A 26880-nucleotide genomic window follows, 5' to 3' on the forward strand; every position below is an offset into this window, starting at 1 on the left:
CCGAGACCAGCAAGGAGCATCACGTGGCACGCGTGAAGCGGGCAGTAAACGCCCAGAAGAAGCGCCGGACAACCCTCGAGCGCGCCGCCGGTTACCGCGGCCAGCGTTCGCGCCTGTACCGGAAGGCGAAGGAGCAGGTCACCCACTCCCTCGTCTACTCCTACCGTGACCGCAAGGTCCGCAAGCAGGACTTCCGCAAGCTGTGGATCCAGCGCATCAACGCTGCGTCCCGCGAGCAGGGCCTGACGTACAACCGCCTCATCCAGGGCCTCAAGGCCGCGGGCATCGAGGTGGACCGCCGTGTGCTGGCCGACCTCGCCGTGAACGACGCCGCGACTTTCAACACGCTCGTGGCCGCCGCCAAGGCTGCTCTGCCCGAGGACGTCAACGCGCCGAAGGCTGCGTGACCCTCGACCGCTGAACCCGACCGCCTGTGCTCCCTCGCCGGAGCCGGGTGGCGGGTCGGTGCGCCCGAAGCCCCCGTGGACCCGCTCGTGCGAGCGGGACCTACCGTGGGCTTCGTCGTGCTCGCTAGGCTCCGGTTCGTGCGGTTGCCGACGGTCCGTCTCTGAGCCTGTGGATCCCGCGCGTCGCTCGTCCGGCGAGCCGATCATCACTGCCCGGAACGCGTGGCATCGAGCCGTCGAGGCGCACGAGATGCTCAGCCACGACGGCGAGCCGATGCACCCGGGGTTGACGGGTGACGAGGTGGAGCGGGTCGAGGCGCTGTTCGGCTTCCGCTTCGCACCCGTGCACCGGGCGTTCGTCAGCCTCGGCCTGCCCCGGGGTCCGCAGTGGCCGAACTGGCGTTCCGGGTCCGTCCGCGACCTTCGCGCACGTGTCGAGGCACCCGTCGAGGGCGTGGTCGCCGATGTCCTCGAGCACGACTTCTGGCCGGCCCGCTGGGGCCGGCGGCCGACCGACCTCGCCGAGCGAGAGTCAGTGGCGAGAGACCAGCTGTCTCGCGTCCCGAGGCTGGTCCCGGTGTACGCCAGGTGCTACCTCCCGGCGGCCGACGGCGGGGCGCAGTACCCCGTGCTCGACGTCGACCGGACCTTCGTCGCCGTCGTGGGTCGTGACCTCCTGCACTACGTCATGCGGGTGTTCCTGGCGCACGAGGAACCCGGACCGGCACCACGGCCCGACCGCGTCCCGTTCTGGTCCGAGCTGGTCGACCTGCTCGATCCCGATCGGGTCGGCCCGGGAATCATGGAGCCGTGAGCGGGCGCTGCCCCTCACGCACGGGATGATGGCACCGTGTCGACACCCACGCTGACGAACCCCCGCGCCGAACGCGTCAAGGCCGTGCGTGCCCTGAGCGACCGGTCTGTGCGCAGGCGGGCCGGGCGGTTCGTCGTCGAGGGGCCGCAGTCCGTCCGCGAGGCGGTGCTGGCGGGCGCCGACGTGCACGACCTCTACGTCACGGTCGAGTCCGCGCAGCGGTACCCCGAGATTGTCGTGGGCGCGCAGGACCGGGGCATCCGGGTGTCGGTCGGGACGGCCGAGGTCCTCGACGCCATGAGCCCGGACGGGCAGCACGTCGTCGCGGTCGCGGAGCTCACCGCTCACAGGCTCGCCGACCTCGTGAGCCCCCGGCTGGTCGCGATCCTGGCGAACGTGCGCGACCCCGGCAACGCGGGCACCGTGATCCGGGCCGCGGACGCAGCTGGTGCGGACGCCGCCGTGCTGACCGGCGAGAGCGTCGACGTGCACAACCCGAAGGTCGTCCGGTCGACGGCCGGCTCGCTGTTCCACGTGCCGGTGGTCACCGGCGCGGACCTTGCGACGACGATCGCCGAGCTGCATGCGCTGGGCGTGCTCGTCCTGGCGGCGGACGGCGCGGGTCCGTTCGACCTGGACGACCTGCAGGACGTCGCGGGATCGGCCGAGGACGGCGTCCCCGACCTGGCGCGCCCGACCGCCTGGCTGTTCGGCAACGAGGCGTGGGGGCTTCGCGACGAGGACCGGGCGCTGGCCGACGCGGTCGTGCGCGTGCCGATCCGCGGCCGCGCCGAGTCGCTCAACCTGGCGACGGCCGCGACGGTCTGTCTCTATGCGAGCTCCCGAGCGCACCGGTGAGGCTGTTCGCGGCGGTGTGGCCCCCCGAGCACGTGCTCGACCACCTGGACGTCGCGCTCGGAGCCGTGCGGGGTGCACCGTCCGGACTGTCCCAGGCGGTCCGCTGGTCGGCCCGGGAGACGTGGCACCTGACTGCCGCGTTCTACGGCGACCAGCCCGACGGTGCGGTCCCGGGGCTGGTCTCCGAGCTCGCCGAGGTGGCTCGGGGCATCGAGCCGTACGAGCTGGCCCTGCGTGGTGCCGGCGTCTTCTCGCACCGGACGCTGTGGGTCGGCGTGGGCGGCGACGTCGAGCGACAGCACGCGCTGAGCGTCGGGTGCGTCGACGCGGGCGACATCCCGGACCGGCGCCCACGCGAGCGGGCGCACCTGACGGTCGGCCGGGTGCGACCCGGCAGCGGGCCGCCGCGACGTGCGCCGTCGAAGAACGAACGGGGTCGGCAGGGCGCCGACCCGGAGCGTGAGGTGGACGTCGCAGCCGGGATCGTGCGCGCGCTCGCGGTGTACGAGGGGCCGCGGTGGGAGGTCGGTGAGGTGCTCCTTATGTCGTCCCAGCCGGGTTCCGGGCGGGGCGGAGGACCCTTGTACGAGGTGATCGAGCGGTTCGGCCTCGGCTCACGTGGCAGGATGGAGCCATGACAGAGCGTGCGCAGGCGGCCGGTGGTCGCCGATTTCCCGGGCCCGTTCCCGGGCCGCGCCACTGACGCGCAACTGAGCTGGCCGTCCATCGGACAGGCCGGCCACCCCCGGATCGGGCGCCTCTAGACTTGTCCGCCGGTCCGGACGCGCCCGCGCCCCGGCCGAGAGCTCTGCTCACTTTCCTTGGAAGGTCCCGATGTCCGACGACACCGCCCTGTCCCCGCTCGACGCCCCGGGAATCGACGTAGCCGTCGAGGCCGCGATCAAGGCCCTCGACGCCGCACCGGACCTCGACGCCCTGAAGACCGCACGCCTCGAGCACGTGGGGGAGCGCAGCCCGGTCGCGCTTGCCAACCGTGCCATCGGCGGCCTGGCGCCCGCCGACAAGGCCACGGCCGGCAAGCTGCTCGGTCAGGCCAAGGCACGCCTCGGCCGGGCGCTGGCCGAACGGCAGGCCGAGCTCGAGGCCGAGCGCGACGCCCGGGTCCTGGTCGAGGAGACCGTGGACGTCACGCTGCCCACCGACCGCCACCCGCGCGGCTCGCGACACCCGCTGGAGGCCCTCTCCGAGCGGATCGCGGACATCTTCGTCGCGATGGGGTGGGAGATCGCCGAGGGTCCTGAGCTCGAGGCCGAGTGGTTCAACTTCGACGCGCTGAACTTCGGTGTCGACCACCCGGCGCGCCAGATGCAGGACACGTTCTTCGTCGATGGGCAGAGCGGTGCGTCGTCCGGCCTCGTGCTGCGCACGCACACGTCGCCGGTGCAGGCTCGGACGCTGCTGGAGCGAGGCGTACCCGTCTACATCGCGTGCCCCGGCAAGGTGTTCCGCACCGACGAGCTCGATGCGACGCACACGCCGGTGTTCCACCAGGTCGAGGGTCTCGCGATCGACAAGGGCCTGACCATGGCGAACCTCAAGGGCACGCTCGACCACTTCGCGCAGGCGATCTTCGGGCCCGACGCACGTACCCGGCTGCGCCCGTCGTTCTTCCCGTTCACCGAGCCCAGTGCCGAGATGGACCTCTGGTTCCCGCAGAAGAAGGGCGGCGCCGGCTGGATCGAGTGGGGCGGCTGCGGGATGGTCAACCCCAACGTGCTGCGCGCGTGCGGCGTCGACCCCGAGGTCTACTCAGGCTTCGCGTTCGGGATGGGAATCGAGCGGACCCTCATGCTGCGGCACGGGATCGCTGACATGCACGACATGGTGGAGGGCGACATCCGCTTCTCCACCCAGTTCGGGACGGAGATCTGATGCCGCGCATCCCCCTGTCGTGGCTCGCCGAGCACGTCGAGACCCCGGCGGACCTCACCGCGGAGCAGCTCGCGGCGGACCTGGTCCGCGTCGGGCTCGAGGAGGAGGCCATCCTCCCGGCTGCGGTCTCCGGTCCGCTGGTCGTCGGGCTCGTCGTCGAGCGCACGGCCGAGGAGCAGAAGAACGGCAAGACCATCAACTGGTGCCGCGTCGAGGTCGGGCCCGAGCACAACGAGCCCGGTGGCGCTCCCCGGGGCATCGTCTGCGGCGCGCACAACTTCGACGTCGGTGACTCGGTCGTCGTCGCGCTGCCGGGTGCCGTCCTGCCCGGACCGTTCCCGATCGCGTCCCGCAAGACGTACGGGCACGTGTCCGACGGCATGATCTGCTCCCAGCGCGAGCTCGGGCTGGGCGAGGACCACGCCGGCATCATCGTGCTGTCGACCCTGGGCATCGAGGCCGCGCCCGGGACCGACGCGCGTGAGCTGCTGGGCCTCGGCGAGGAGGTCCTCGAGATCAACGTGACGCCCGATCGCGGGTACTGCTTCTCGATGCGCGGCGTCGCCCGGGAGTACAGCCTGTCCACGGGCGCGCACTTCACGGACCACGGACTGCCGACGAGCCCGCTGCCAGCCGCGTCCACGACGGGTCGTGGTTTCGCCGTCGAGATCGACGACGCCCGGCCGATCCACGGGGTGCCCGGCGCCGACCGGTTCGTCGCCCAGGTGGTCCGGGGCGTTCGGGCGAACGACCCGTCGCCGCGCTGGATGCAGACCCGTCTGCAGCAGGCAGGCATGCGTCCGATCAGCCTCGCGGTCGACGTCACCAACTACGTCATGCTCGACCTCGGCCAGCCGCTGCACGCGTACGACCTCACCAAGGTCGCCGCGCCCATCGTCGTGCGGCGTTCGGAGCCGGGAGAGAAGCTCCGGACCCTCGACGACGTCGTGCGGGTGCTCGATCCCGAGGACCTGCTCATCACCGACAGCCCCGGCGGCGAGCGCGCGTCGCGGATCCTCGGGCTCGCCGGCGTCATGGGCGGCGGCGACAGCGAGGTCGGACCGGAGACCACGGACCTGCTGATCGAGGCCGCGCACTTCGACCCGATCACGGTGGCCCGCACGGCGCGCCGTCACAAGCTGCCGAGCGAGGCCGCCAAGCGGTTCGAGCGCGGGGCCGACCCGCAGCTCCAGCGCGTCGCGGTCGCCCGCGCGGTCGAGATGCTCGTCGAGCACGGTGGCGGCGTTCCCGACGCAGAGGTCACCGACCTCGACAACGTGGTGCCGGCCTCGACGTTCGTCCTGCCGCTCGACCTGCCGGCACGCCTGGTCGGCGTGGACTACACGGCCGACGAGGTGCGCGACGTCCTCACGTCGATCGGCTGCGTCGTCGTCGACGAGGGCGACGTGGCCGTGCGTGTCACACCGCCGTCGTGGCGACCCGACCTCGTCGTGCCCGTGGACCTCGTCGAGGAGGTCGCGCGCCTGCGCGGGTACGACGCGATCCCGTCGATCCTGCCCGCGGCTCCGGGTGGTGTCGGCCTCACCGAGAAGCAGCGCTCGCGTCGTTCGGTCGCGCGTGCGCTGGCCGAGTCCGGGCTGGTCGAGGTGCTCACCTACCCGTTCGTCGGGGCCGACCAGCTCGATGCGCTCGGGCTTCCTTCCGACGACGAGCGTCGGCGCGCGGTCCGGCTCGTCAACCCGCTGTCCGACGAGCAGCCGTTCCTGCGGACCAACCTGCTGGTCACGCTCCTCGACGCCGCACGCCGCAACGTCAGCCGCGGCGCGACCGACGTGGCCATCTTCGAGGTCGGCCTGGTCACTCGACCGCTGCCCGATGCCCCTGCCGCCCCGCGGCTGCCCGGCGGTGTCCGGCCGTCCGACGAGGATCTCGCGGCGATCGACGCGGCCGTGCCGCCGCAGCCGCGTCGCGTCGCCGGTGTCCTGGCGGGCACGCGCGAGCCCGGGGGGTGGTGGGGCGCAGGTCGCCGCGTCGACCACACGGATGCGATCGCGTCGGCCAGGCTGGTGGCGGAGGTCCTCCGCGTCGAGCTCGCTCTCAGCGCGGACGCGGACCACGCACCGTGGCACCCCGGTCGGTGCGCGCGCCTGACGGTGGACGGCGTTCTCGTCGGCCACGCCGGTGAGCTGCACCCCAACGTCGTCGCCGCGCACGGGCTCCCGCCCCGAGCGGTCGCGTTCGAGCTGGACCTCGACGGGCTGGTCGCCGCGGCTCCGACCGAGCCGTACCAGGCCTGGGCGGTGTCGACGTTCCCGGTGGCCAAGGAGGACATCGCCCTGGTGGTCGACGCCTCGGTCCCGGCGGCCGACGTGCTCGACGCGGTCCGGGTCGGCGCGAGCGCCTCGCCGGCTGGCGACGTCGTCGAGGACGTCCGGCTCTTCGACGTGTACGAGGGCGACCAGGTCGGCGAAGGCCATCGGTCCCTCGCGTTCGCGCTGCGGCTGCGGGCCGACGACCGGACGCTGACGGCGCAGGAGACCGCGGCCGTCCGCGACGCGGTCGTCGCCGAGGCTGGTCGGAGGTTCGGCGCGACTCTGCGCGCCTGAGACCTGGCGTCCGCCACCTGAACGGGCCTCGAGCGAGCACGACCGTCGCTCGGGGCCCGTTCGCGCACCGGCGCAGGTCACAGGCCGTTCGGGCCAAGTCATCGGACGAGTTCACCCAAAAGTTACCCGCCAGTAGTTGCGGCGTTTCGGACATTCCTCCAGGGTGGGGCCCGGTCGGCGCGTGACGCCGAAGTCCTCGATCAAGGAGACGTAGCACGTGCGCCCTCGCCTGAAGTCATTGACCGGGGGCGCCGCCGCCCTCGCCCTAGCAGTCACGGGGGCGGTGGTCGGACTCTCGACCTCGGCGTCCGCGGTCTCGTCGACGGTCGTCGTCAACGAGGTCTACGGAGGGGGCGGGAACTCCGGCGCGGTGTTCGACCGGGACTTCGTCGAGCTGGCCAACCGCTCGGCATCGCCGGTCGACCTGGCGGGTTGGCGGGTGGAGTACGCGTCCGCGACTGGGGCGACCTGGGCGGGCACGCCGCTGACCGGGACGATTCCCGCGGGCGGGCGCTTCCTGGTCGGTGAGGCGTTCGGCGGCAACCTCGACCTCCCGGACCTGCCGACGGTCGACGTGCCCGGGACGCTCGCGATGTCGGGCACCTCGGGCAAGGTGCGGCTCGTCGACGCGGGCGCCGCCACGATCGACCTCGTCGCGTGGGGAACCACCGCGACCCCGTTCGAGGGCACGGGACCCGCTGGCGGGACCACGAACGCGACCTCGGTCTCGCGCAACGCGACGTTCGTCGACACCGACCAGAACGTCACCGACTTCACGGTCGGCGCACCGACCCCGCAGAACTCCGGCACGGTGCCACCGCCTCCGGGCGACACGGTCGATGCGACCATCGCCGCGATCCAGGGCACCGGGACGGCGTCGCCCCTGGTCGGGCAGACGGTGCGTACCGACGGCGTGGTCACCGCGGCGTACCCGACCGGCGGTCTGAACGGCTACGTGATCCAGACCGCGGGCACCGGGGGAGCGATCGACGCGTCGCACACCGCGTCGGACGCGGTCTTCGTGTTCTCCTCGGCCACGGCCGGCTCCGTCGCGATCGGCGACCACGTGCAGGTCACCGGCCTGGTCAGCGAGTTCTTCGGCCTGACCGAGGTCACCGTCGCCACCGCGAGCGGCCTCGTCAAGCTCGACCCCGCTGCCGCGGTCACCCCGGTGACGGGCACGTGGCCGGCCACCAACGCCGCCCGTGAGGCGCTCGAGTCGATGCTGTTCCAGCCGACGGGCGACCTGACGATCTCGAACACCTTCGGCACGAACCAGTACGGCGAGGTCGGCCTGGCCGCCGGGACCACCCCGCTGCTGCAGACCACCGAGGTCGCCCGGCCCAGCACCCCGCAGGCAGCCGCGGTCGCCGCGGACAACGCCGCGCGTGCGGTCACGCTGGACGACGGCTCGTCGATCAACTTCCTCTCGGCCGCCAACACCGGTTTGACGCCGCCCTACGTCTCGTTGACCAACCCGGTCCGCGTCGGCGCGGCAGCCACGATCGACGCCCCGGTGATCCTCGACTACCGGAACGACGTCTGGAAGCTCAACCCGACCTCTGCCGGAGCGGCGGACGTCACGTTCGAGAACGACCGCACGGTCGCTCCCGAGCCCGTCGGCGGTGACCTGACCGTCGCGTCGTTCAACGTGCTCAACTACTTCACCACGCTGGGCGCCGGCACGATCGGCTGCACCTCGTTCAACGACCGGCTCGGCGACCCCGTGACCGTGTCGGGGGGCTGCCCTCCACGCGGCGCGTGGGACCCGGCTGACCTGCAGCGTCAGCAGGACAAGATCGTCGCGGCGATCAACTCCCTCGACGCCGACGTCGTCGGCCTCCTGGAGATCGAGAACTCCGCAGCCCTCGGTGAGGTGGCGGACGAGGCTCTCGGCACGCTGGTCGACGCGCTCAACGCGGCCGCCGGCTCGGAGGTCTGGGCCTTCGTCCCGTCGTCGAGCGAGCTGCCACCGGCCGCCGAGATGGACGTGATCAACAACGCGATCATCTACCGCACGGCCGCGGTCGAGCGGACCGGCCCGTCGCACGCGCTGGGCACCCTGAGCGGTGACAACCAGGCCTTCGGGAACGCCCGCGAGCCCATCGCGCAGGCGTTCACCCCGGTCGGCGGCGGGACCCCGTTCCTCGTCGTGGTGAACCACTTCAAGTCCAAGGGCTCGGCAGGTCCGCTGCCCGGCGACGCCGACACCGGCGACGGCCAGGGCGCGTCCAACGCCTCGCGGGTCGCCCAGGCCACCGCGCTGCGCGACTGGGTGCCCACGATCCAGGGCGACGCCCAGTCGGTCGCGCTCGTCGGCGACTTCAACTCGTACACCAAGGAGGACCCGCTCCAGGTCCTGTACGACGCCGGCTACACGGATGCCGCCTCTGCGCTCGCGCCCGGGCAGTACTCGTACTCGTTCGGTGGCACCTCGGGTTCGCTCGACCACGTCCTGCTCAACGGCCCCGCGCTCGAGCGCGCGACCGGCGCGGACATCTGGGAGATCAACGCCGAGGAGTCCATCGCGCTCGAGTACGACCGGTACAACTACCACGGCACGCTGTTCTACGCGGCGGACGAGTACCGCTCGTCCGACCACGACCCGGTGCTCGTCGGGCTCTCCGGACGCGCTCCGGGCGACCAGCCGGTCAACCTCACGCTGCTCGACATCAACGACTTCCACGGACGCATCGACGCCAACACGGTGAAGTTCGCGGGCACGGTCGAGCAGCAGAAGGCAGCCGCGATCGCCGCGGGCCGCAAGGTCGCGTTCGTCTCGGCCGGTGACAACGTCAGCGCCTCGCTCTTCGCCTCGGCGGTGCAGAACGACCAGCCGACGATCGACGTGCTCAACGCGCTGGAGCTCAACGCCTCCGCGGTGGGCAACCACGAGCTCGACAAGGGGTTCGCGGACCTCACGGACCGGATCATCGCCGGCGGCGCGAACGCGACGTGGGACTACCTCGGGGCGAACGTCTACCTCAAGGGCACGACCACGCCGGCGTTGCTCGAGTACACGATCATCGACATGGGCGGTGTCAAGGTCGGCGTGATCGGCGCGGTCACGGAGGAGACCCCGACGCTCGTCAGCCCCGGTGGCATCCAGCAGATCGACGTGGGCAACCCGGTCGAGGCGATGAACCGTGTCGCTGGCGAGCTCAGCGACGGCGACCCCGCGAACGGTGAGGCCGACGTGCTCGTGGCGAGCTACCACGAGGGTGCCGGAGCCGGCACGCCGGACGGTGCGACGCTCGAGCAGGAGGTCGCGGCCGGCGGTGCGTTCGCCGACATCGTCACCAAGACGTCTGCCGACGTCGACGCCATCTTCACGGGCCACACCCACAAGCAGTACGCGTGGGCGGCACCTGTGCCCGGCGTGGCCGGCAAGACGCGGCCCATCCTGCAGACCGGGAGCTACGGAGAGTTCATCGGCAAGATCGAGCTGACGTTCGACCCGCTGACCGGCGAGGTGACGACGTCCACCCAGAGCAACGTCGCGCGCACCACGGTCGCGGACACCCAGCTCGTCGCCACCTACCCGCGTGTCGCCCAGGTCAAGACGATCGTCGACTCGGCGCTGGCGTACGCGAACACGGTCGGCTCGGTGCCGGTCGGCTCCGTCGTCGACGACATCACCACGGCCTACTCGGGCGGCTCCTACGGGCCTGACGGGTACGTCGGTCCCGGGCCGAACGACATCTCGGGTCGCGACGACCGGGCGAACGAGTCGTCTCTCGGTGACCTCGTCGCCAACGCCCTGCGCGACACGCTGAAGCCCGCCAACCTCGGTGGCGCACAGATCGGCGTCGTCAACCCGGGTGGCATGCGGGCCGAGCTGTTCTACGCACCGGACGGCGTCGTCACGACCGCCGACGCCAACGGTGTCCTGCCGTTCGTCAACAACCTCTGGACCACGACGCTCACGGGCGCCCAGGTCAAGACGATGCTCGAGCAGCAGTGGCAGACCAGTCTCACTCCCACGCCACCGTCGCGGCCGTACCTGCAGCTCGGACTGTCGGACAACGTGACCTACACCTACGACGCCGCGGCGCCGCAGGGGTCGCACATCACCTCGGTCATCGTCGACGGCGTCCCGCTCGACCCGGCAGCGAGCTACCGGATCGGCACGTTCTCGTTCCTCACCACGGGCGGCGACAACTTCCGCGTCATGGCGCAGGGCTCGAACGCGCGGGACTCCGGCCTGATCGACCGCGACGGCTGGATCGCGTACCTGCAGGCGCACCCGGGCCTCGCCCCGGACTTCGCCCGTCAGGCGGTCGGTGTCCCCACGGTCCCGACCGAGGTCACGGCCGGCGACGTTCTCGCGTTCCCGGTCACGAAGCTGGACCTGACCAGCCTCGGTGCACCTCAGAACACGACGCTGGATGTCCTGCTCGACGGCGCCGTGATCGGCACCGCGCCGGTCACGGGCGGAAACGCGAACGTGTCGGTGACGGTCCCGGCGGCGACTCCGGGGGGTGCCCACGTGCTCAAGCTGGTTGCCAACCCGAGCAAGACCACGGTGACGCTGCCGCTGACCGTCACGCCGGGCATCCCGACGTCGACCACGACCCTGACCGCCGTACCGGCGAGCCAGGTGTACGGGTCGTCGAGCCGGGTGCTGCTCACCGCGACCGTCACCTCCGACGCGGCGGTCACGGGCAACGTGCAGTTCGTCTCCGGATCGACCGTGCTCGCCACGGTGGCGCTCTCGGGCGGGAAGGCGACGTACCGGCTGCCGGCGAGCACCCCGGCGGGGGTCTACCCGGTGGTGGCGAAGTTCGCCGGTGGACCCACCGTGACCGGCTCGGAGTCGGCCCAAGTGAACGTCACCGTCGCGAAGGTCACCACGAAGACGAGCCTGTCGGTCACGAACGGCTTCCTCTTCGTCCCGGCCGTCGCTGCGGCGACCGTCTCGACGAACAACGGCAGCGTGCCGTCGGGCACGATCGAGATCCGTGAGGGCACCACGGTGGTCAAGCGGCTCAACGTCGTCCTCGGCGTGGCGCTCGGCACGGTTCCGCCCGGCCGCCACACGTACACGGCGACGTTCGTCCCGAACGACACCGCCAACGTGAGCCCGAGCACCAGCGCACCCGTCACGACGCGCTGACGCACAGCCTGAGGCCCGCGTCCTTCCGTGGACGCGGGCCTCAGGCGTGCCGGGAGGTTGAGTCAGACAGTCCGACGACGAGTGGGCAGACTGGTGGAGTCGAGTCCAGCCAGTGGCCGCCGTCCGCACACAGCGAAGGGGCACGTCCATGCTTCTCCGGCCCTTCACAGAATCGGATCTCGAGGCTCTCATCGACCTCACCATCGCGACGTTTCGCCCCTTCTTCGAGGACTACGTCCGCCCGCTGCTGGGCGACGAGCTGTTCCGGCACCAGCATGGCCAGTGGGAACTGGACTACCGAGTCGAGGTAGCGGGCTTGCACGATCCCACCGTGGGGCGCCACGTCGTGGTCGCCCAGATCGGGTCGGCCATCGTCGGGTACGTCGCGTGGAAGCCCGGCGAGCGACCCAGCAGCGGCCAGATCGACATGCTTGCGGTGTCATCGGACCACCGACGCCACGACATCGGCGCGCAGCTGTGCCGACACGCCATCCGCGAGATGAAGGCGGAGGGGGTCCACGTCGTCGGAATCGGAACGGGTGATGACGCGTTCCACGCGGCTGCTCGAGGGCTCTACGAAAGTCTCGGCTTCACCAAGATCCCCATCGCGGGCTACCTCAAGCAGATCTGATTGGCAGGGACGGTCGCTCGGCGGCCGTCCCTGTCCCATCGCAACGTCTCCGCGGGCGGCGACCGACGCCTGCTCTGCTCCCCGGGCGCTATCTCGCCAGGAACGCGAGCACCCTGGCGGTCAGCTCCTCCGTGGCCGCCTCGTCGTACCCCGGCAGGCTGCTGTCCAGGAACAGGTGCTGGTCGCCCGGGTAGAGGAACAGCTCGGCCGTGTCCACGGAAGCGACGAGCGCACGGGCCGCGTCGAGGTCTCCCTCGTCGACGAAGATCGGGTCGGCATCCGCGCCGTGCACCTGCACCGGCACACCGTCCGGCCAGCCGCCGAACTCGGAGGCGGGCACGCACGACGCGATGAGCACCGCACCCGCCGCCCCGGGGCGCGTCTGCGCCAGCTGTTGCGCAGCCATCACGCCGAGCGAGATGCCGATGTAGACCGTGCTGTCGGGCAGCCCCTCGGCCGCCGCGACCCCGCGTTGCATGACGTTCCCGAAGCCGGTCTCGCCGGCGTAGGCGATTCCTGAGCCGAGGTCGTCGAACGTGCGGCCGTCGTACACGTCAGGTGCGTGCACGGTGTGGCCCGCCGCTCGGAGGGAGTCTGCGAAGGCGAGGACGCCCGGCGTCAGACCCTGCGCGTGGTGCAGGAGCAGGATGGTGGACATGCGTCGATCCTTGCCCAAGGGTCTGACACTCCGCCCAGACGACTCAGATCGCGCAGGAGTCGTCCACGCACGCGGCGGCGTCGGGGTCCGCGACTGCGAGCGTGGCCAGCGGGTTGGCGGTCTTCCAGCCCTCCTCGAGCAGCTGCGTGAACACGTCGGCCGGCTGTGCGCCGGAGACGCCGATGCGGCGGTCGACGACGAAGAAGGGCACACCGGTCACGCCGATCGCACGGGCCTCCGCCTCGTCGTGGCGCACGGCCTCCGCGTGGTCGTTCCCCGCGAGGGTGGCGCGTGCGGCGTCGGCGTCGAGTCCGGCCTCGCTCACGATGCGCACGAGCGTCTCGTCGTCACCGAGGTCGGCGCCGTGCTCGAAGTGCGCGGAGTACAGGGCCTCGAGCACACGGTCGGCGAGCGTCGGCCCACCGGCGGACGCCGCCAGGTGCACGAGGCGGTGCCCGTCGAACGTGTTCGCGGACAGGGTCCGGTCGAAGTCGTAGGTGAGCCCCTCCGCGGCGGCGACCGCGGTGACCTGCGCGAACATCCGCTCGACCTGCGGCCGCGGGATGCCCTTGTGCTCGGCGAGCGCGTCGACCTCGGGCCGTCCGGGACCGGCTGGGGTGTCCGGCGAGAGCTCGAACGAGCGCCAGGTCACCCGCACGTCGTCACGGAACGGGAAGGCGTCGAGCGCCGTCTCGAACCGTTTCTTGCCGATGTAGCACCACGGGCAGGCGATGTCCGACCAGATCTCGACGTGGAGCGTGCGGGTCTGGTTGAGGGTAGGGAGGGCAACGGGCGCTGTCACGGGAGGAGCAGGACCTTTCCGGTCGTGTCACGCGACTCGAGCGCGCGGTGGGCGTCGGCCGCGTCGGCCAACGAGAAGGTGGCGCCGACGCGCACGTCGAGCTCGCCGGCGAGGACCGCGTCGAACAGCTCGCGGGACCGCCACACGAGCTCGTCGCGGGTGGCGGTGAAGTCACCGAGCGTCGGCCGGGTCAGGAACAGGGAGCCGCCGCTGTTGAGGCGCTGGGGGTCGACCGGCGGGACCGGCCCGGACGACGCACCGAACAGCACCAGGGTGCCGCGGCGGCGCAGCGAGGCGAGCGACGCGTCGAAGGTGTCCTTGCCCACGGAGTCGTACACGACGTGCACGCCGTACCCGTCGGTCAGCGCGCGCACCTGAGCAGGGAGGTCGTGCGTCAGGTCGTCGAGCTCGCGGTACCGGATGACCTCCGCCGCGCCGGCCTCGCGCGCGAGCCTCTCCTTGTCGGCGCTGCCCACGGTCGCGATCACGCGCGCGCCCCGTGCCGCTGCCAGCTGGGTCAGCAGCAGGCCGACGCCGCCGGCGGCCGCGTGCACGAGGACGTCATGGCCGGCCGCGAGGGGGAACACCGAGGTCACGAGGTAGTGCGCCGTCATCCCCTGGAGAGGGAGCGCGGCTGCGACCTGGAGATCGACCCCCACCGGGACCGGCAGCACCTGTGACTCGCGCACACGCACCAGCTCCGCGTAGGAGGACGGCGCCGACGACCACGCGACGTGGTCTCCGATGGCCACCTCGGTGACGTCGGAGCCGACCGCCACCACCTCACCCGCGCCCTCGGAGCCGACCACGTGCGGGAAAGGCACCTGGTAGACGCCCGCGCGGCGGTACGTGTCGATGAAGTTGACGCCCGCCGCCGCGACCCGCACGACGACCTCGTCGGGGCCGGGCGTGGGATCGGGAAGGTCGACGAGCTCGAGGACGTCGGGTCCGCCCGCAGCGGAGGCCTGGATTGCGCGCACGTTGGGGGAACACGTCGACGCGACGTGATCATCCCTGTCGAGGCGTTCGTATCTTCGTACATGTGCATGTATGTTCATGCACATGACATTCACGGTCGCGGTCGCGGGAGCCAGCGGGTACGCGGGCGGCGAGATGCTGCGCGTGCTGCTCGGCCATCCCGAGGCCGAGATCGGCGCGCTCACGGCCCACTCCAACGCCGGAACCGTGCTCGGTGCCCACCAGCCGCACCTGCGGTCGCTCGCGCAGCGGGTGCTCGCGCCCACGGACGTCGACGCACTGGTCGGGCACGACGTCGTCGTGCTCGCGCTCCCGCACGGCGCCAGCGGTGCCGTCGCGGCCGAGCTCGCCGCCCGTGGCGACACCGCGATCGTCGTCGACCTGGGAGCCGACCACCGGCTGGTCGACGCGGCCGACTGGGAGGCCTACTACGGCAGCGCCCACGCCGGCACCTGGCCGTACGGCCTGCCCGAGCTGCTGCACGCGGGGGAGCAGAGGGCCTCCGCCCAGCGCACCATCCTGCGGGGCGCGACGAGGATCGCGGTGCCGGGCTGCAACGTCACCGCGGTCTCGCTCGGCCTGCAACCGGGGATCGCGGCCGGTCTGATCGAGCCGACCGACATCGTCGCTGTCCTCGCCAACGGTTACTCCGGCGCCGGCAAGTCGCTCAAGACGCACCTGCTCGCGAGCGAGGCGCTCGGTTCGGCGCAGCCGTACGCGGTGGGCGGCACGCACCGGCACATCCCGGAGATCGGCCAGAACCTGCGGTCCGCCGGGGCGTCCGACGTGACCATCTCGTTCACGCCGACGCTCGTCCCGATGGCCCGCGGGATCCTCGCGACGGCGACGGCGCGGCTGGTCCCCGGCACGGACCCGGCCTCGGTGCGCGCCGCCTGGGAGCAGACGTACGCCGACGAGCCGTTCGTGCACGTGCTGCCGGAAGGCCAGTGGCCGACGACTGCCGCCACGCTGGGGGCGAACACCGCGCTCGTCCAGGTCGCGGTCGACGAGCGTGCCGGCCGCGTCGTCACGGTCACCGCGATCGACAACCTGGTCAAGGGCACCGCCGGCGGCGCCCTGCAGTCGCTCAACCTCGCACTGGGTCTCGACGAGACTCTCGGACTTCCCCTGGATGGAGTAGCCCCATGACTGTCGAGACGTTCGCTGCACCCACGCAGCCCTCCCCGGGCGTCACCGCGGCCGCCGGCTTCCGTGCGTCCGGTGTCGTCGCGGGCCTGAAGTCCTCGGGCCGACCGGACCTCGCGCTCGTCGTCAACGAGGGGCCCTCGCGGGTCGGCGCGGCGGTCTTCACGACGAACCGGGTGGTCGGTGCTCCGGTGGTGTGGTCCCGCCAGGTCGTGGCGGACGGGGTCGTCAGCGCGGTCGTCCTGAACTCCGGCGGCGCCAACGTGAGCACCGGACCGGACGGCTTCCTCGACACGCACCGGACCGCCGAGAAGGTCGGTTCGGTCCTCGACGTCTCGCCTGGCGACGTGGTGGTCTGCTCGACCGGCATCATCGGCGTGCCCCTGCCCATCGGCAAGCTGCTCGCCGGTGTCGACGACGCTGCGGCCGCCCTGTCCCGCACGGGTGGCCCGGACGCGGCGGTCGCGATCATGACGACCGACAGCGTCCCCAAGACGGCGCACACGACGATCAACGGCGACCGGGGCGAGTGGACCGTCGGCGGTATGGCCAAGGGCGCCGGCATGCTCGCGCCCGGGCTGGCGACGATGCTCTGCGTGATCACCACGGACGCCGACATCGACGCCGAGACGGCCGACGCGGCGCTGCGGGCAGCGACCAGCCAGACGTTCGACCGGGTGGACTCCGACGGCTGCATGTCGACGTCGGACACCGTGACCCTGATGGTCTCGGGCGCGAGCGGCGCGGTCCCGGAGCCCGCCGGCTTCACCGCCGCCCTCACGCAGGTATGCGCCGAGCTGGCTCGGGCACTGGTCGCCGATGCCGAGGGAGCCTCCCACGACATCGCGGTGACGGTCATGGGCGCCTCGAGCGAGGCGGCGGGACTCGCCGTCGCACGGGCCGTCACGCGCTCCAATCTCTTCAAGGCCGCGATGTTCGGCAACGACCCGAACTGGGGCAGGGTGCTCGCGCAGGTGGGGACCGTGCCGGAGAGCGTCGCGCCGTTCGACCCTGACCAGCTCGACGTCACGATCAACGGCGTCATGGTCTGCAAGGCGGGCGGCGCCTACCGACCGCGGACCGAGGTCGACCTCGCCGCGCACCGCGAGGTGCACGTCCTGATCGACCTGCACGCTGGGTCCGAGGTGGTCACGGTGTGGACCAACGACCTGACGCACGACTACATCCACGAGAACAGCGCGTACTCGACGTGACCGACGAGTTCGTCTTCAACACGCGCACCGACCTCCGGCCCGAGCAGAAGGCCGAGGTGCTCATCGAGGCGCTCCCGTGGCTGCAGAAGTTCGCGGGTGCGCTCGTCGTCGTGAAGTACGGCGGCAACGCCATGATCGACGAGAACCTCAAGCGCGCGTTCGCGCAGGACATGGTGTTCCTGCGCCAGGTCGGGCTGCGACCCGTCGTGGTGCACGGCGGCGGACCGCAGATCAACACGATGCTGGACCGGCTCGGCATCGAGTCGGAGTTCCGCGGCGGCCTGCGCGTCACCACGCCCGAGGCGATGGACGTCGTGCGGATGGTGCTCACCGGGCAGGTCTCGCGCGAGCTCGTCGGGCTGCTCAACGCCCACGGCCCGCACGCGGTCGGATTGTCGGGAGAGGACGGTGGCCTGTTCCAGGCTCGGCGCCGCTCGGTGGTCGTGGACGGCGAGGCCGTCGACGTCGGGCTGGTCGGCGACGTCGTGCAGGTCAACCCCGGCGCGGTGCTCGACCTGCTCGACGCGGGCCGGATCCCCGTCGTCTCGACCGTCGCGCCCGATCTCGACGACCCGACGCAGGTGCTCAACGTCAACGCGGACACGGCAGCGGCCGCGCTCGCGGTCGCGCTCGGCGCGCGCAAGCTCATCGTGCTGACGGACGTCGAGGGCCTCTACACGAGCTGGCCGGACAAGGGGTCGCTCGTGCGCCGCCTGCGGGCCGCCGAGCTCGCCACGCTCCTGCCGACGCTCGACTCCGGCATGCGGCCCAAGATGGAGGCCTGCTGGCGGGCCGTCGAGGGAGGCGTCGGCCGTGCGCACGTCATCGACGGCCGCGAACCACACTCGATCCTCGTGGAGATCTTCACCTCGGAGGGCATCGGCACCATGGTGCTTCCCGACGAGGAGCCTGCGGACGCTCCGTTCACGGCGCCCATCCCGGTCGTCGCCCGCACCCCGAAGGGCCAGGACCTGTGACCGAGATCCTCAACCGCGCCCGCCACCGGGCCGACGCGACGCCCGACGCCACGCTGCCCGTTCCCGCCGTCGACGGTTCGGTCGCCGACTGGACCGACCGCTACACGCACGCCGTGATGGACACCTTCGGCGCGCCACAGCGTGTGCTCGTGCGCGGCGAGGGCCCGTACGTGTGGGACGCGGACGGAAACCGGTACCTCGACCTGCTCGGTGGCATCGCGGTCAACTCGCTCGGGCACGCGCACCCGACGCTGACCGCAGCCATCAGCGCGCAGCTCGGAACGCTCGGTCACGTCTCGAACTTCTTCGGCAGCCCGACGCAGATCGCGTTCGCGGAGCGGCTCATCGCGCTCGCCGGCGCGCCTGAGGGCTCCCGCGTCTTCCTCACGAACTCGGGGACGGAGGCGAACGAGGCGGCGTTCAAGCTGGCCCGCCGCACCGGTCGTCCGCGCATCCTCGCGCTCGAGGGCTCGTTCCACGGCCGGTCGATGGGAGCTCTCGCTCTGACGCACAAGGCGGCCTACCGCGAGCCGTTCGAGCCGCTCCCGGGTGGTGTCGAGTTCGTGCCGTTCGGCGACTCGGAAGCGCTCGAGGCCGCCTTCGCCGAGGGTGGCGACCAGGTGGCGGCGCTCTTCGTCGAGCCCATCCAGGGCGAGGTGGGCGTCCGACCGCTGCCGCCGGGCTACCTGGCGCTCGCGCGCCGGCTGACCGCCGAGCACGGTGCCCTGCTGATCCTCGACGAGGTGCAGTCCGGCATGGGCCGCACGGGCGCCTGGATGGCGCACCACCACCCGCACATCGGGGGCGGCGTCGTGCCCGACGCGGTCACCGTGGCCAAGGGGCTCGGAGGCGGCTTCCCGGTCGGCGCACTCATCGCGTACGGCCCGGACACCGCGGCCCTTCTCGGGCGCGGCCAGCACGGCTCGACGTTCGGCGGGAACCCGGTCGCGTCGGCGGCCGCCCTGGCGACCATCGGCGTGATCGAGCGGGACGACCTGCTGGCCCACGTCCGCGAGCTGGGGGAGCGGTTCCGGACCGGCCTCATGGACACCAGCAACGGGCTCGTCGTGTCGGTGCGGGGCGAGGGGCTGCTGATCGGCATCGAGCTGTCGGGCCCGGTCGCGGCGGAGGTCGCCGCCCGAGCGCTCGCCGCCGGCTTCATCGTGAACGCCTGCACGCCGACGACGATCCGGCTCGCACCCCCGTTCGTCCTCACCGACGAGCAGGCGACGCAGTTCGTCGACTTCATGGCCGGGCTCGAGGTGTCGTCGTGACCCGTTCCTTCCTGCGCGACGACGACCTGTCACCCGCAGAGCAGCGCGAGGTGCTCCGACTTGCTCTCGCGTTCCGCGAGGACCACTTCCTGCGCAGTCCGCTCGCCGGGCCGAAGCCGGTCGCGGTCATCTTCGACAAGCCGACGCTGCGCACCCAGGTGTCGTTCACGGCCGGAATCTCGGAGCTCGGCGGCTTCCCGCTGAGCGTCGACGGCAACCTCGCCAAGATCGGCCAGCGCGAGTCCATCGCGGACACGGCGCGTGTCCTGGGCCGGCAGGTCGCGGCGATCGTGTGGCGGACGCACGCGCAGGAGCGGCTCGACCAGATGGCCGCGATGTCCGGGGTCCCGGTCGTCAACGCGCTGACCGACGAGTTCCACCCGTGCCAGATCCTCGCCGACCTCATGACGATCGCGCAGCACCGCGGGGGCGTGGACGCGCTCGCGGGCCAGACGCTCGCCTTCGTCGGCGACGGCGCGAACAACATGGCCCACTCGTACCTGCTGGGGGGCGCGACGGCTGGTCTCCACGTGCGCGTGGGGACTCCACCCGGGTTCTTGCCCGACGCGGCGATCCTCGCCGACGCCGAGGCCGTCGCTGCGACGACCGGCGGCTCCGTGACCGTCACGCACGACCTGGCGACGGCCGTGTCCGGCGCCGACGTCGTCGCCACCGACACCTGGGTGTCGATGGGGCAGGAGGACCAGGCTGCCGAGCGGGAGACACCGTTCGTGCCGTACCGCGTCGACGCGACCGCGATGGCACTGGCCGCACCGGACGCGATCGTCCTGCACTGCCTGCCTGCCTACCGTGGCAAGGAGATCACCGCCGAGGTCCTCGACGGACCGCAGTCGGTGGTGTGGGACGAGGCCGAGAACCGGCTGCACGCGCAGAAGGCGCTGCTCACGTGGCTGCTGGAGCAGGCATGAGCGTCACGTCGTCCGTCCCGCACACCAAGGCCGCCCGCCACGCGCTGGTGACGTCCCTGCTCACCCGCGGCCTGGTGCACTCCCAGCAGCAGCTCGCCGAGCTGCTCGCGGCGGAGGGCGTCTCGGTCACGCAGGCGACGCTGAGCCGCGACCTCGTCGAGCTGCGTGCGGTCAAGATCCGCACGCCCTCGGGGGCGCTCGCCTACGCAGTGCCCGTCGAGGGCGGCGGTCGCAGCACGCCGGCCGCGGGTCCCGACGAGGAGATGCTCGCCTCCCGCCTCGCGCGCCTGTGCGCGGAGCTGCTGGTCACCGCCGAGGCGTCGGGCAACCTCGTCGTCCTGCGCACCCCGCCCGGCGCCGCGCAGTTCCTCGCGTCGGCGATCGACCACTCGATCCTGCCGGCCGTGCTGGGCACGATCGCGGGCGACGACACGGTCCTCGTGATCGCCCGCGAGGGCGACGAGGGACCGCAGGCGACGGGCGCGGCCCTCGCCGCGCGCTTCCTCGCGCTGGCCACGGATGCACGACCGGACGCCGCCCTCGCGCGCGCCCGGCAGACTGACCTCTGAAGAACGAACCCGAGAAGAGAGACTTTTCATGACTGAGCGCGTCGTCCTCGCCTACTCCGGCGGCCTGGACACCTCTGTCGGCATCGGCTGGATCGCGGAGGCGACCGGCGCCGAGGTGATCGCCGTCGCCGTCGACGTCGGCCAGGGCGGCGAGGACCTCAACGTCATCCGCCAGCGTGCTCTGGACTGCGGCGCGGTCGAGGCCTACGTGGCCGACGCCCGCGACGAGTTCGCGGAGGAGTACTGCATGCCGGCGCTCAAGGCGAACGCGCTGTACCTCGACCGCTACCCGCTGGTCTCGGCCCTGTCCCGCCCCGTCATCGTCAAGCACCTCGTGCGGGCCGCCCGCCAGTTCGGTGCGACGACGGTGGCGCACGGCTGCACCGGCAAGGGCAACGACCAGGTCCGCTTCGAGGTCGGCATCACGTCGTTGGCGCCCGACCTGACCTGCCTGGCGCCCGTGCGCGACCTCGCGCTGACCCGCGACAAGGCCATCGAGTTCGCGACGCGCAACGCGCTGCCGATCGAGACCACCAAGCACAACCCGTTCTCGATCGACCAGAACGTCTGGGGTCGTGCGGTGGAGACCGGCTTCCTCGAGGACATCTGGAACGGGCCCACCAAGGACGTCTACACCTACACCGACGACCCGACGTTCCCGCCGGTCGCCGACGAGGTCGTCATCACGTTCGAGGCCGGCGTGCCGGTCGCGCTCGACGGCGTGCCCGTCACCCCGCTGCAGGCCATCCAGGAGATGAACCGCCGCGCGGGCGCCCAGGGGATCGGCCGGATCGACATCGTCGAGGACCGCCTGGTGGGCATCAAGTCGCGCGAGGTGTACGAGGCGCCCGGCGCCATCGCGCTCATCGCCGCTCACCAGGAGCTCGAGAACGTCACGGTCGAGCGCGAGCAGGCGCGGTTCAAGCGTGGCGTCGAGCAGCGCTGGACCGAGCTGGTCTACGACGGCCAGTGGTTCTCGCCGCTCAAGAAGTCGCTCGACGTCTTCGTCGACGACACGCAGCGCTATGTCTCCGGCGACGTGCGGATCGTCCTGCACGGCGGGCGCGCGACCGTCACCGGCCGTCGCTCGGACGCGAGCCTCTACGACTTCAACCTGGCCACGTACGACACCGGCGACACGTTCGACCAGGCCGCGGCCAAGGGCTTCATCGAGATCTACGGCCTGTCCTCGAAGCTCGCCGCGGCGCGCGACGTGCGTTTCGGCAACGGTGTGGACCTCGGTTCGCAGGGCGGGATCGCGGGTGTCTGACGAAGTCACGCAGCCACCTGCTCGATCGGCGGAGACCGTGTCGACGCCGCCCTCGTCGGCCCTCTGGGGCGGCCGGTTCGCCGGCGGGCCGTCGGAGGCGCTCCAGGCGCTGTCGCAGTCGACGCACTTCGACTGGCGGCTCGCCGGGCACGACATCTCAGGCTCCGTCGCGCACGCCCGCGTCCTGCACGCAGCAGGTCTGCTGACGGACGACGAGCTGACGGGGATGGTCGACGCCCTCGAGCGGCTGCGGGCCGACGTGGACAGCGGCGACTTCCTGCCGGTGCTCGCCGACGAGGACGTGCACACCGCGCTGGAGCGTGGCCTGATCGACCGTGCGGGCGCCGACCTGGGCGGCAAGCTCCGTGCGGGCCGCTCGCGCAACGACCAGATCGCCACGCTCGTGCGGATGTACCTGCGCGAGCAGGCACGACTCGTCGGTGGGCTCCTGCTCGACGTCGCCGACGCGCTCACCGACCAGGCCGCGGCCGCCGGCGACGCCCCGATGCCCGGCCGCACGCACCTGCAGCACGCCCAGCCGGTCCTCCTGGCCCACCACCTGCTCGCACACGTCTGGCCGCTGCTGCGGGACGTCGAGCGCTGGCAGGACTGGGACGCCCGGGCGGCGCGCTCGCCGTACGGCTCCGGGGCGCTGGCGGGCTCGTCGCTCGGCCTCGACCCGGCCGCCGTCGCTGCGGACCTGGGCTTCGACGGCCCGGTCGAGAACTCGATCGACGGCACGGCCTCGCGGGACGTCGTCGCCGAGTTCGCGTTCGTCGCCGCGATGGCTGCTGTGGACATCTCGCGGCTCGCGGAGGAGGTCATCCTCTGGGCGACCAAGGAGTTCGGCTTCGTCAAGCTGCACGACGCCTACTCCACGGGGTCGAGCATCATGCCGCAGAAGAAGAACCCGGACATCGCCGAGCTCGCCCGGGGCAAGGCGGGGCGTCTCGTCGGCGACCTGACCGGCCTGCTCACGACGCTCAAGGGTCTGCCGCTCGCGTACAACCGTGACCTGCAGGAGGACAAGGAACCGGTCTTCGACCAGATCGACCAGCTCACGATCCTGCTGCCCGCGTTCGCCGGCATGGTCGCGACGCTCGAGTTCGACACCTCTCGCCTCGCCTCGCTCGCGCCGCAGGGCTTCTCGCTCGCGACTGACATCGCGGAGTGGCTCGTGCGCAACGGCGTGCCGTTCCGCGTTGCTCACGAGGTTGCCGGCGCGTGCGTCCGGGCCTGCGAAGAGCACGAGCCGTCGATCGAGCTGTGGGACCTGTCCGACGACGAGCTGGCCGCGATCAGCCCGCACCTGACTCCCGAGGTGCGGACCGTGCTGACGGTCGAGGGCTCGCTGGCCTCGAGGAACGCGGTCGGCGGCACCGCGCCGGTGCGGGTGGCCGAGCAGCTGGTCCGTGCTCGTGCGCGCACGGCAGAGCTGCGGACCTGGACGTCCTGACCGCCGGATGAGCATCGCGTCCCGTGCACTCGCCGCACCGGCCCGCCTCGGCCCGGTGAGGCTGGTGTCCATCGACGGACCGGCGGGCTCCGGCAAGACGACGACCGCGTCGCTGGTCGCCCGAGAAGCCGCAGAGCTGGGCGCCACAGCCGCCGTCCTGCACCTCGACGACCTCTACGAAGGATGGGCGGGTCTCGAGGGCTCGCTGTGGCCGCGGCTGTCCGCTCAGGTCCTCGAGCCGCTGCGTCGCGGCCGCCCGGGCCGCTACCAGCGGTACGACTGGCCGTCGGGAGCGTTCGCCGAGTGGGTCGACCTCGAGGTGCCCGAGCTGCTCGTCCTGGAGGGGTGCGGTTCCGGCCGCCGCGAGGTCGACCCGCTCGCCGTCCTGCGCGTGTGGGTCGAGGCGCCCGCCGACCTGCGGCTCGAACGCGGGCTCGCCCGGGACGGCGCGGACGCGCGCGAGCACTGGGTCACCTGGATGTCGGGCGAGGCCGAGCACTTCGCGCGGGAGCGCACACGCGAGCGCGCCGACGTCCGGCTGGACGCGTTCGGCAGTGTGGTGACCGACGACGCGAGCCCGACGACGTACGGCAAGATGGGCGTGTGAGCACGTCGCCCGAGAACCGATTCGAGCTGCCGGACGTCGCGGATCCGCGCACGTTCGTGGTTCCGGCGCGGGTCTGGTTCAGCCGCGAGGTGCACGCCGTGGCACGCGACCTGCTCGGCGCCTACCTCACCTCACGTTCGGCTGAAGGTGACGTGACGCTGCGCATCACCGAGGTCGAGGCGTACGCGGGAGCCGACGACCCGGGCTCGCACGCGTACCGCGGCCGCACGTCCCGCAACGCGGTGATGTTCGCTGAGCCCGGTCGCCTCTACGTCTACCGCCACCTGGGGCTGCACCACTGCCTCAACATCGTCACCGAGCCGACAGGCAGCCCGTCCGCCGTCCTGCTCCGTGCCGGCGAGGTGGTCGACGGCGTCGACCTCGCGTGGAGTCGCCGTGAAGCGGTCGGCGTCGTGGACTCGGAGCGCCAGCTCGCCCGCGGACCCGCCCGCCTGGCCGTCGCACTCGGTCTCGACATGCGCGCCAACGGGGCGGACGTCACGGAGGCCGGCGGCGACGTCGTCCTGCATCGCCAGCAGGTGGTCGTCCAGCCGACCCACAAGTCCGGCCCGCGCGTCGGCGTCTCCGGATCGGGCGGCGAGGGCAACAGGTTCCCCTGGCGCTACTGGCTCACCGACGAGCGCACCGTCTCCGCATACCGCCCGGCGTATCGGTCGCCGACGTCGACAGACGCCCCCTGAGGGCGACGACGTCGGCCGCCTGACGCCGCCCCTTCCTCTTCTCGTCTCTTCCCAGGAGCTTCCATGAACCACGTTCTCGACGAGCTCGAGTGGCGCGGGCTGATCGCCCAGACCACGGACCTGGACGCGCTGCGTTCCGCACTGACTGCGGGCCCCGTGTCGCTGTACTGCGGCTTCGACCCGACGGCGCCCAGCCTGCACATCGGCAACCTCGTGCAGATCCTCACCGTCCGCCGGCTGCAGGACGCCGGCCACGTGCCGTTCGCGCTGGTGGGTGGCGCGACGGGCCTCATCGGTGACCCGAAGATGGCGGGGGAGCGGACGCTCAATTCCCCCGACCTCGTCGCTGGGTGGGTCGAGCGCATCCGCAAGCAGATCGAGCCGCTCCTGCGGTTCGACGGCCCGCACGCGGCCACCATGGTCAACAACCTCGACTGGACGGCACCGCTGTCGGCCATCGACTTCCTGCGCGACGTCGGCAAGCACTACCGACTGGGGACGATGCTCGCCAAGGACACCGTGGCCCGACGCCTGAACAGCGAGCAGGGCATCAGCTTCACCGAGTTCAGCTACCAGATCCTGCAGGGGATGGACTTCCTGGAGCTGTACCGCCGGCACGGGATCGCCCTGCAGACCGGCGGCAACGATCAGTGGGGCAACCTGCTCTCGGGCGTCGAGCTCATCCGCAAGGCAGAGGGGGTCGCGGTCCACGCCCTGGCCACACCGCTGATCACGAAGGCGGACGGCACCAAGTTCGGCAAGACCGAGACCGGGACCGTCTGGCTCGACCCGGAGATGACCAGCCCCTACGCGTTCTTCCAGTTCTGGCTGAACGCCGAGGACGCGAACGTCGTGAACTACCTCTCTGTCTTCACGTTCCTGTCGCGTGAACGCATCGACGAGCTGGCGGCTGCGGTGGCTGCTGCACCGGCTGCCCGCGAGGCCCAGCGCACGCTCGCGTACGAGGTCACGTCGCTCGTGCACGGCGCGGACGCGGCCGACCAGGTCGTGGCCGCGAGCCAGGCGCTCTTCGGTCGGGGTTCGCTGAGCGACCTGTCGCTCGCGACCCTCACCGCGGCCGTCGCCGAGCTGCCGTCCGCACCTGGGAAGGCCGGCGACTCGATCGCCGACCTGCTCGCCGCGACCGGAGTGGTCGCCAGCAAGGGAGCCGCGCGTCGGGCGATCGCCGAGGGAGGAGCGTCGGTCAACAACGTCCGCGTCGCCGCCGAGGACGCCGTGCTGTCCGCCGACGATCTGCTGCACGGTCGGTTTGCCGTACTTCGCCGCGGAAAGCGCACCCTCGCGGTGGTCGACGCCGAGGCGTGACCTGTCGTGACGAGAGGCCCGCGAGACGCTCCCGCGGGCCTCTTGTCGCCTCTGACCTGCAGGTACGTCCCCTGAAGGGCCCTGGTGACCGGCGTCACCGCAGGGCGATTGGACACCTGCCGCAACACGCGCGTAATGTTCTCGATGTCGCCCGAGAGGGAGGAACGGACACCGCGGATCGAACCACGGTGGCTGGTCCCCAAGGGTGGCCACCCCTCGAACGATGTACAGCGCGCTTCGTGCGCCCTGAACACGACTGAGGGACGGGCTCCAGGCCCGCAGGAGCTGCCCGAGAGGGTGGCGGAATGCGGCCGAAAAGCCAGGTAAGATTCAGAACGACAAAGCCTCTCGGACGGGTCGAAAGATCCTGAGGAGATGCGCGTCTGTTCCTTGAGAACTCAACAGTGTGCCAAATAGTCGATGCCATATGGCTCGCTATCTGAGATGTTCTGGGCCGGTGGTCTGGGGTGTTGATGGTGGTGGGTCTTGGTTGAGATGGGTGTCGTTTCTTTCACCTCCGTGGAAGGGCGGTGCCCGAACAGCCGAATCTGATTGGTCGGCCGGGTTGAACCGGTTGGCTGTTTCGTTTTGTCGGTTGCCATGCTGCTTTGGTGGTGTGGTGCCAGTTGACATTTACGGAGAGTTTGATTCTGGCTCAGGACGAACGCTGGCGGCGTGCTTAACACA

The 26880-nt window shown here is 71.5% G+C and carries 22 protein-coding genes; 19 read left to right on the forward strand and 3 right to left on the reverse strand.

Annotated features, from left to right (window positions below; genetic code table 11):
- Window positions 1-23 precede the first annotated feature (23 nt).
- From rplT to AC1DPN_RS18810, 8 genes are all read left to right on the forward strand, one after another.
- Window positions 24-407, forward strand: a complete 384-nt coding sequence (rplT, locus tag AC1DPN_RS18775) for a 50S ribosomal protein L20 (RefSeq protein ID WP_477086296.1) — start codon at window positions 24-26, stop codon at window positions 405-407.
- 169 nt (window positions 408-576) lie between these two features.
- A complete protein-coding gene (locus AC1DPN_RS18780) occupies window positions 577-1221 on the forward strand; it encodes a hypothetical protein (RefSeq protein ID WP_477086297.1) in 645 nt (214 codons plus the stop codon).
- Window positions 1222-1257: 36 nt separating this feature from the next.
- Complete coding sequence (locus AC1DPN_RS18785; protein ID WP_477086298.1) at window positions 1258-2079, forward strand: TrmH family RNA methyltransferase; 822 nt, start codon at window positions 1258-1260, stop codon at window positions 2077-2079.
- Window positions 2076-2717 carry an RNA 2',3'-cyclic phosphodiesterase gene (thpR, locus tag AC1DPN_RS18790; RefSeq protein WP_477086299.1) on the forward strand — a complete coding sequence of 214 codons (642 nt, stop codon included), beginning with the start codon at window positions 2076-2078 and terminating at the stop codon, window positions 2715-2717. Before AC1DPN_RS18785 ends, thpR begins: the two co-directional genes overlap by 4 nt.
- A 196-nt stretch (window positions 2718-2913) precedes the next feature.
- Window positions 2914-3972 (forward strand): phenylalanine--tRNA ligase subunit alpha, encoded by a 1059-nt coding sequence (gene pheS / locus AC1DPN_RS18795; RefSeq protein WP_477086300.1) that lies wholly within the window; start codon window positions 2914-2916, stop codon window positions 3970-3972.
- Complete coding sequence (gene pheT / locus AC1DPN_RS18800; RefSeq protein ID WP_477086301.1) at window positions 3972-6539, forward strand: phenylalanine--tRNA ligase subunit beta; 2568 nt, start codon at window positions 3972-3974, stop codon at window positions 6537-6539. The genes pheS and pheT overlap by 1 nt, the downstream gene beginning before the upstream one ends.
- Before the next feature lie 217 nt (window positions 6540-6756).
- Window positions 6757-11655 (forward strand): ExeM/NucH family extracellular endonuclease, encoded by a 4899-nt coding sequence (locus AC1DPN_RS18805; protein WP_477086302.1) that lies wholly within the window; start codon window positions 6757-6759, stop codon window positions 11653-11655.
- A gap of 148 nt (window positions 11656-11803) precedes the next feature.
- Window positions 11804-12286: an N-acetyltransferase family protein gene (locus tag AC1DPN_RS18810; protein ID WP_477086303.1), complete on the forward strand. Its 483-nt coding sequence runs from the start codon at window positions 11804-11806 to the stop codon at window positions 12284-12286.
- Window positions 12287-12374: 88 nt separating this feature from the next.
- Here the strand turns inward: AC1DPN_RS18810 and AC1DPN_RS18815 are convergent, their stop codons facing one another.
- The 3 genes from AC1DPN_RS18815 to AC1DPN_RS18825 are packed head-to-tail and all read right to left on the reverse strand — an operon-like array spanning window position 12375 to window position 14726.
- Window positions 12375-12944 (reverse strand): dienelactone hydrolase family protein, encoded by a 570-nt coding sequence (locus tag AC1DPN_RS18815; protein WP_477086304.1) that lies wholly within the window; start codon window positions 12942-12944, stop codon window positions 12375-12377.
- A gap of 43 nt (window positions 12945-12987) precedes the next feature.
- Window positions 12988-13746 (reverse strand): DsbA family oxidoreductase, encoded by a 759-nt coding sequence (locus AC1DPN_RS18820; protein WP_477086305.1) that lies wholly within the window; start codon window positions 13744-13746, stop codon window positions 12988-12990.
- On the reverse strand, window positions 13743-14726 hold the full coding sequence (locus AC1DPN_RS18825) for a quinone oxidoreductase family protein (RefSeq protein ID WP_477086306.1): 984 nt from the start codon (window positions 14724-14726) through the stop codon (window positions 13743-13745). Before AC1DPN_RS18825 ends, AC1DPN_RS18820 begins: the two co-directional genes overlap by 4 nt.
- Window positions 14727-14808: 82 nt before the next feature.
- Here AC1DPN_RS18825 and argC point away from each other — a divergent pair, with 82 nt between their 5' ends.
- From argC to tyrS, 11 genes are all read left to right on the forward strand, one after another.
- Window positions 14809-15873, forward strand: a complete 1065-nt coding sequence (argC, locus tag AC1DPN_RS18830; protein ID WP_477086307.1) for an N-acetyl-gamma-glutamyl-phosphate reductase — start codon at window positions 14809-14811, stop codon at window positions 15871-15873.
- Window positions 15870-17084 (forward strand): bifunctional glutamate N-acetyltransferase/amino-acid acetyltransferase ArgJ, encoded by a 1215-nt coding sequence (argJ, locus tag AC1DPN_RS18835; RefSeq protein ID WP_477086308.1) that lies wholly within the window; start codon window positions 15870-15872, stop codon window positions 17082-17084. Before argC ends, argJ begins: the two co-directional genes overlap by 4 nt.
- Window positions 17081-18061 (forward strand): acetylglutamate kinase, encoded by a 981-nt coding sequence (argB, locus tag AC1DPN_RS18840; protein ID WP_477086309.1) that lies wholly within the window; start codon window positions 17081-17083, stop codon window positions 18059-18061. The genes argJ and argB overlap by 4 nt, the downstream gene beginning before the upstream one ends.
- Window positions 18058-19335, forward strand: coding sequence for an acetylornithine transaminase (locus tag AC1DPN_RS18845; protein WP_477086310.1), 1278 nt, complete (start codon window positions 18058-18060; stop codon window positions 19333-19335). Before argB ends, AC1DPN_RS18845 begins: the two co-directional genes overlap by 4 nt.
- Complete coding sequence (gene argF / locus AC1DPN_RS18850; protein ID WP_477086311.1) at window positions 19332-20264, forward strand: ornithine carbamoyltransferase; 933 nt, start codon at window positions 19332-19334, stop codon at window positions 20262-20264. Before AC1DPN_RS18845 ends, argF begins: the two co-directional genes overlap by 4 nt.
- Entirely contained in the window at window positions 20261-20833 is a 573-nt protein-coding gene (locus AC1DPN_RS18855) for an arginine repressor (RefSeq protein ID WP_477086312.1), read from the forward strand. The genes argF and AC1DPN_RS18855 overlap by 4 nt, the downstream gene beginning before the upstream one ends.
- Window positions 20834-20861: 28 nt before the next feature.
- A complete protein-coding gene (locus AC1DPN_RS18860; RefSeq protein WP_477086313.1) occupies window positions 20862-22103 on the forward strand; it encodes an argininosuccinate synthase in 1242 nt (413 codons plus the stop codon).
- 37 nt (window positions 22104-22140) lie between these two features.
- Window positions 22141-23559 (forward strand): argininosuccinate lyase, encoded by a 1419-nt coding sequence (gene argH, locus AC1DPN_RS18865; protein ID WP_477086314.1) that lies wholly within the window; start codon window positions 22141-22143, stop codon window positions 23557-23559.
- A gap of 7 nt (window positions 23560-23566) precedes the next feature.
- Window positions 23567-24166, forward strand: a complete 600-nt coding sequence (locus AC1DPN_RS18870; RefSeq protein ID WP_477086315.1) for a uridine kinase family protein — start codon at window positions 23567-23569, stop codon at window positions 24164-24166.
- The gene (locus AC1DPN_RS18875; protein ID WP_477086316.1) at window positions 24163-24867 is read left to right on the forward strand and encodes a DNA-3-methyladenine glycosylase; all 705 of its coding nucleotides are present in this window, start codon (window positions 24163-24165) and stop codon (window positions 24865-24867) included. The genes AC1DPN_RS18870 and AC1DPN_RS18875 overlap by 4 nt, the downstream gene beginning before the upstream one ends.
- A gap of 63 nt (window positions 24868-24930) precedes the next feature.
- Window positions 24931-26193 (forward strand): tyrosine--tRNA ligase, encoded by a 1263-nt coding sequence (tyrS, locus tag AC1DPN_RS18880; protein WP_477086317.1) that lies wholly within the window; start codon window positions 24931-24933, stop codon window positions 26191-26193.
- The last annotated feature ends 687 nt before the right edge of the window (window positions 26194-26880 follow it).

The sequence above is a fragment of the Cellulomonas sp. P4_H4 genome, assembly GCF_056400865.1.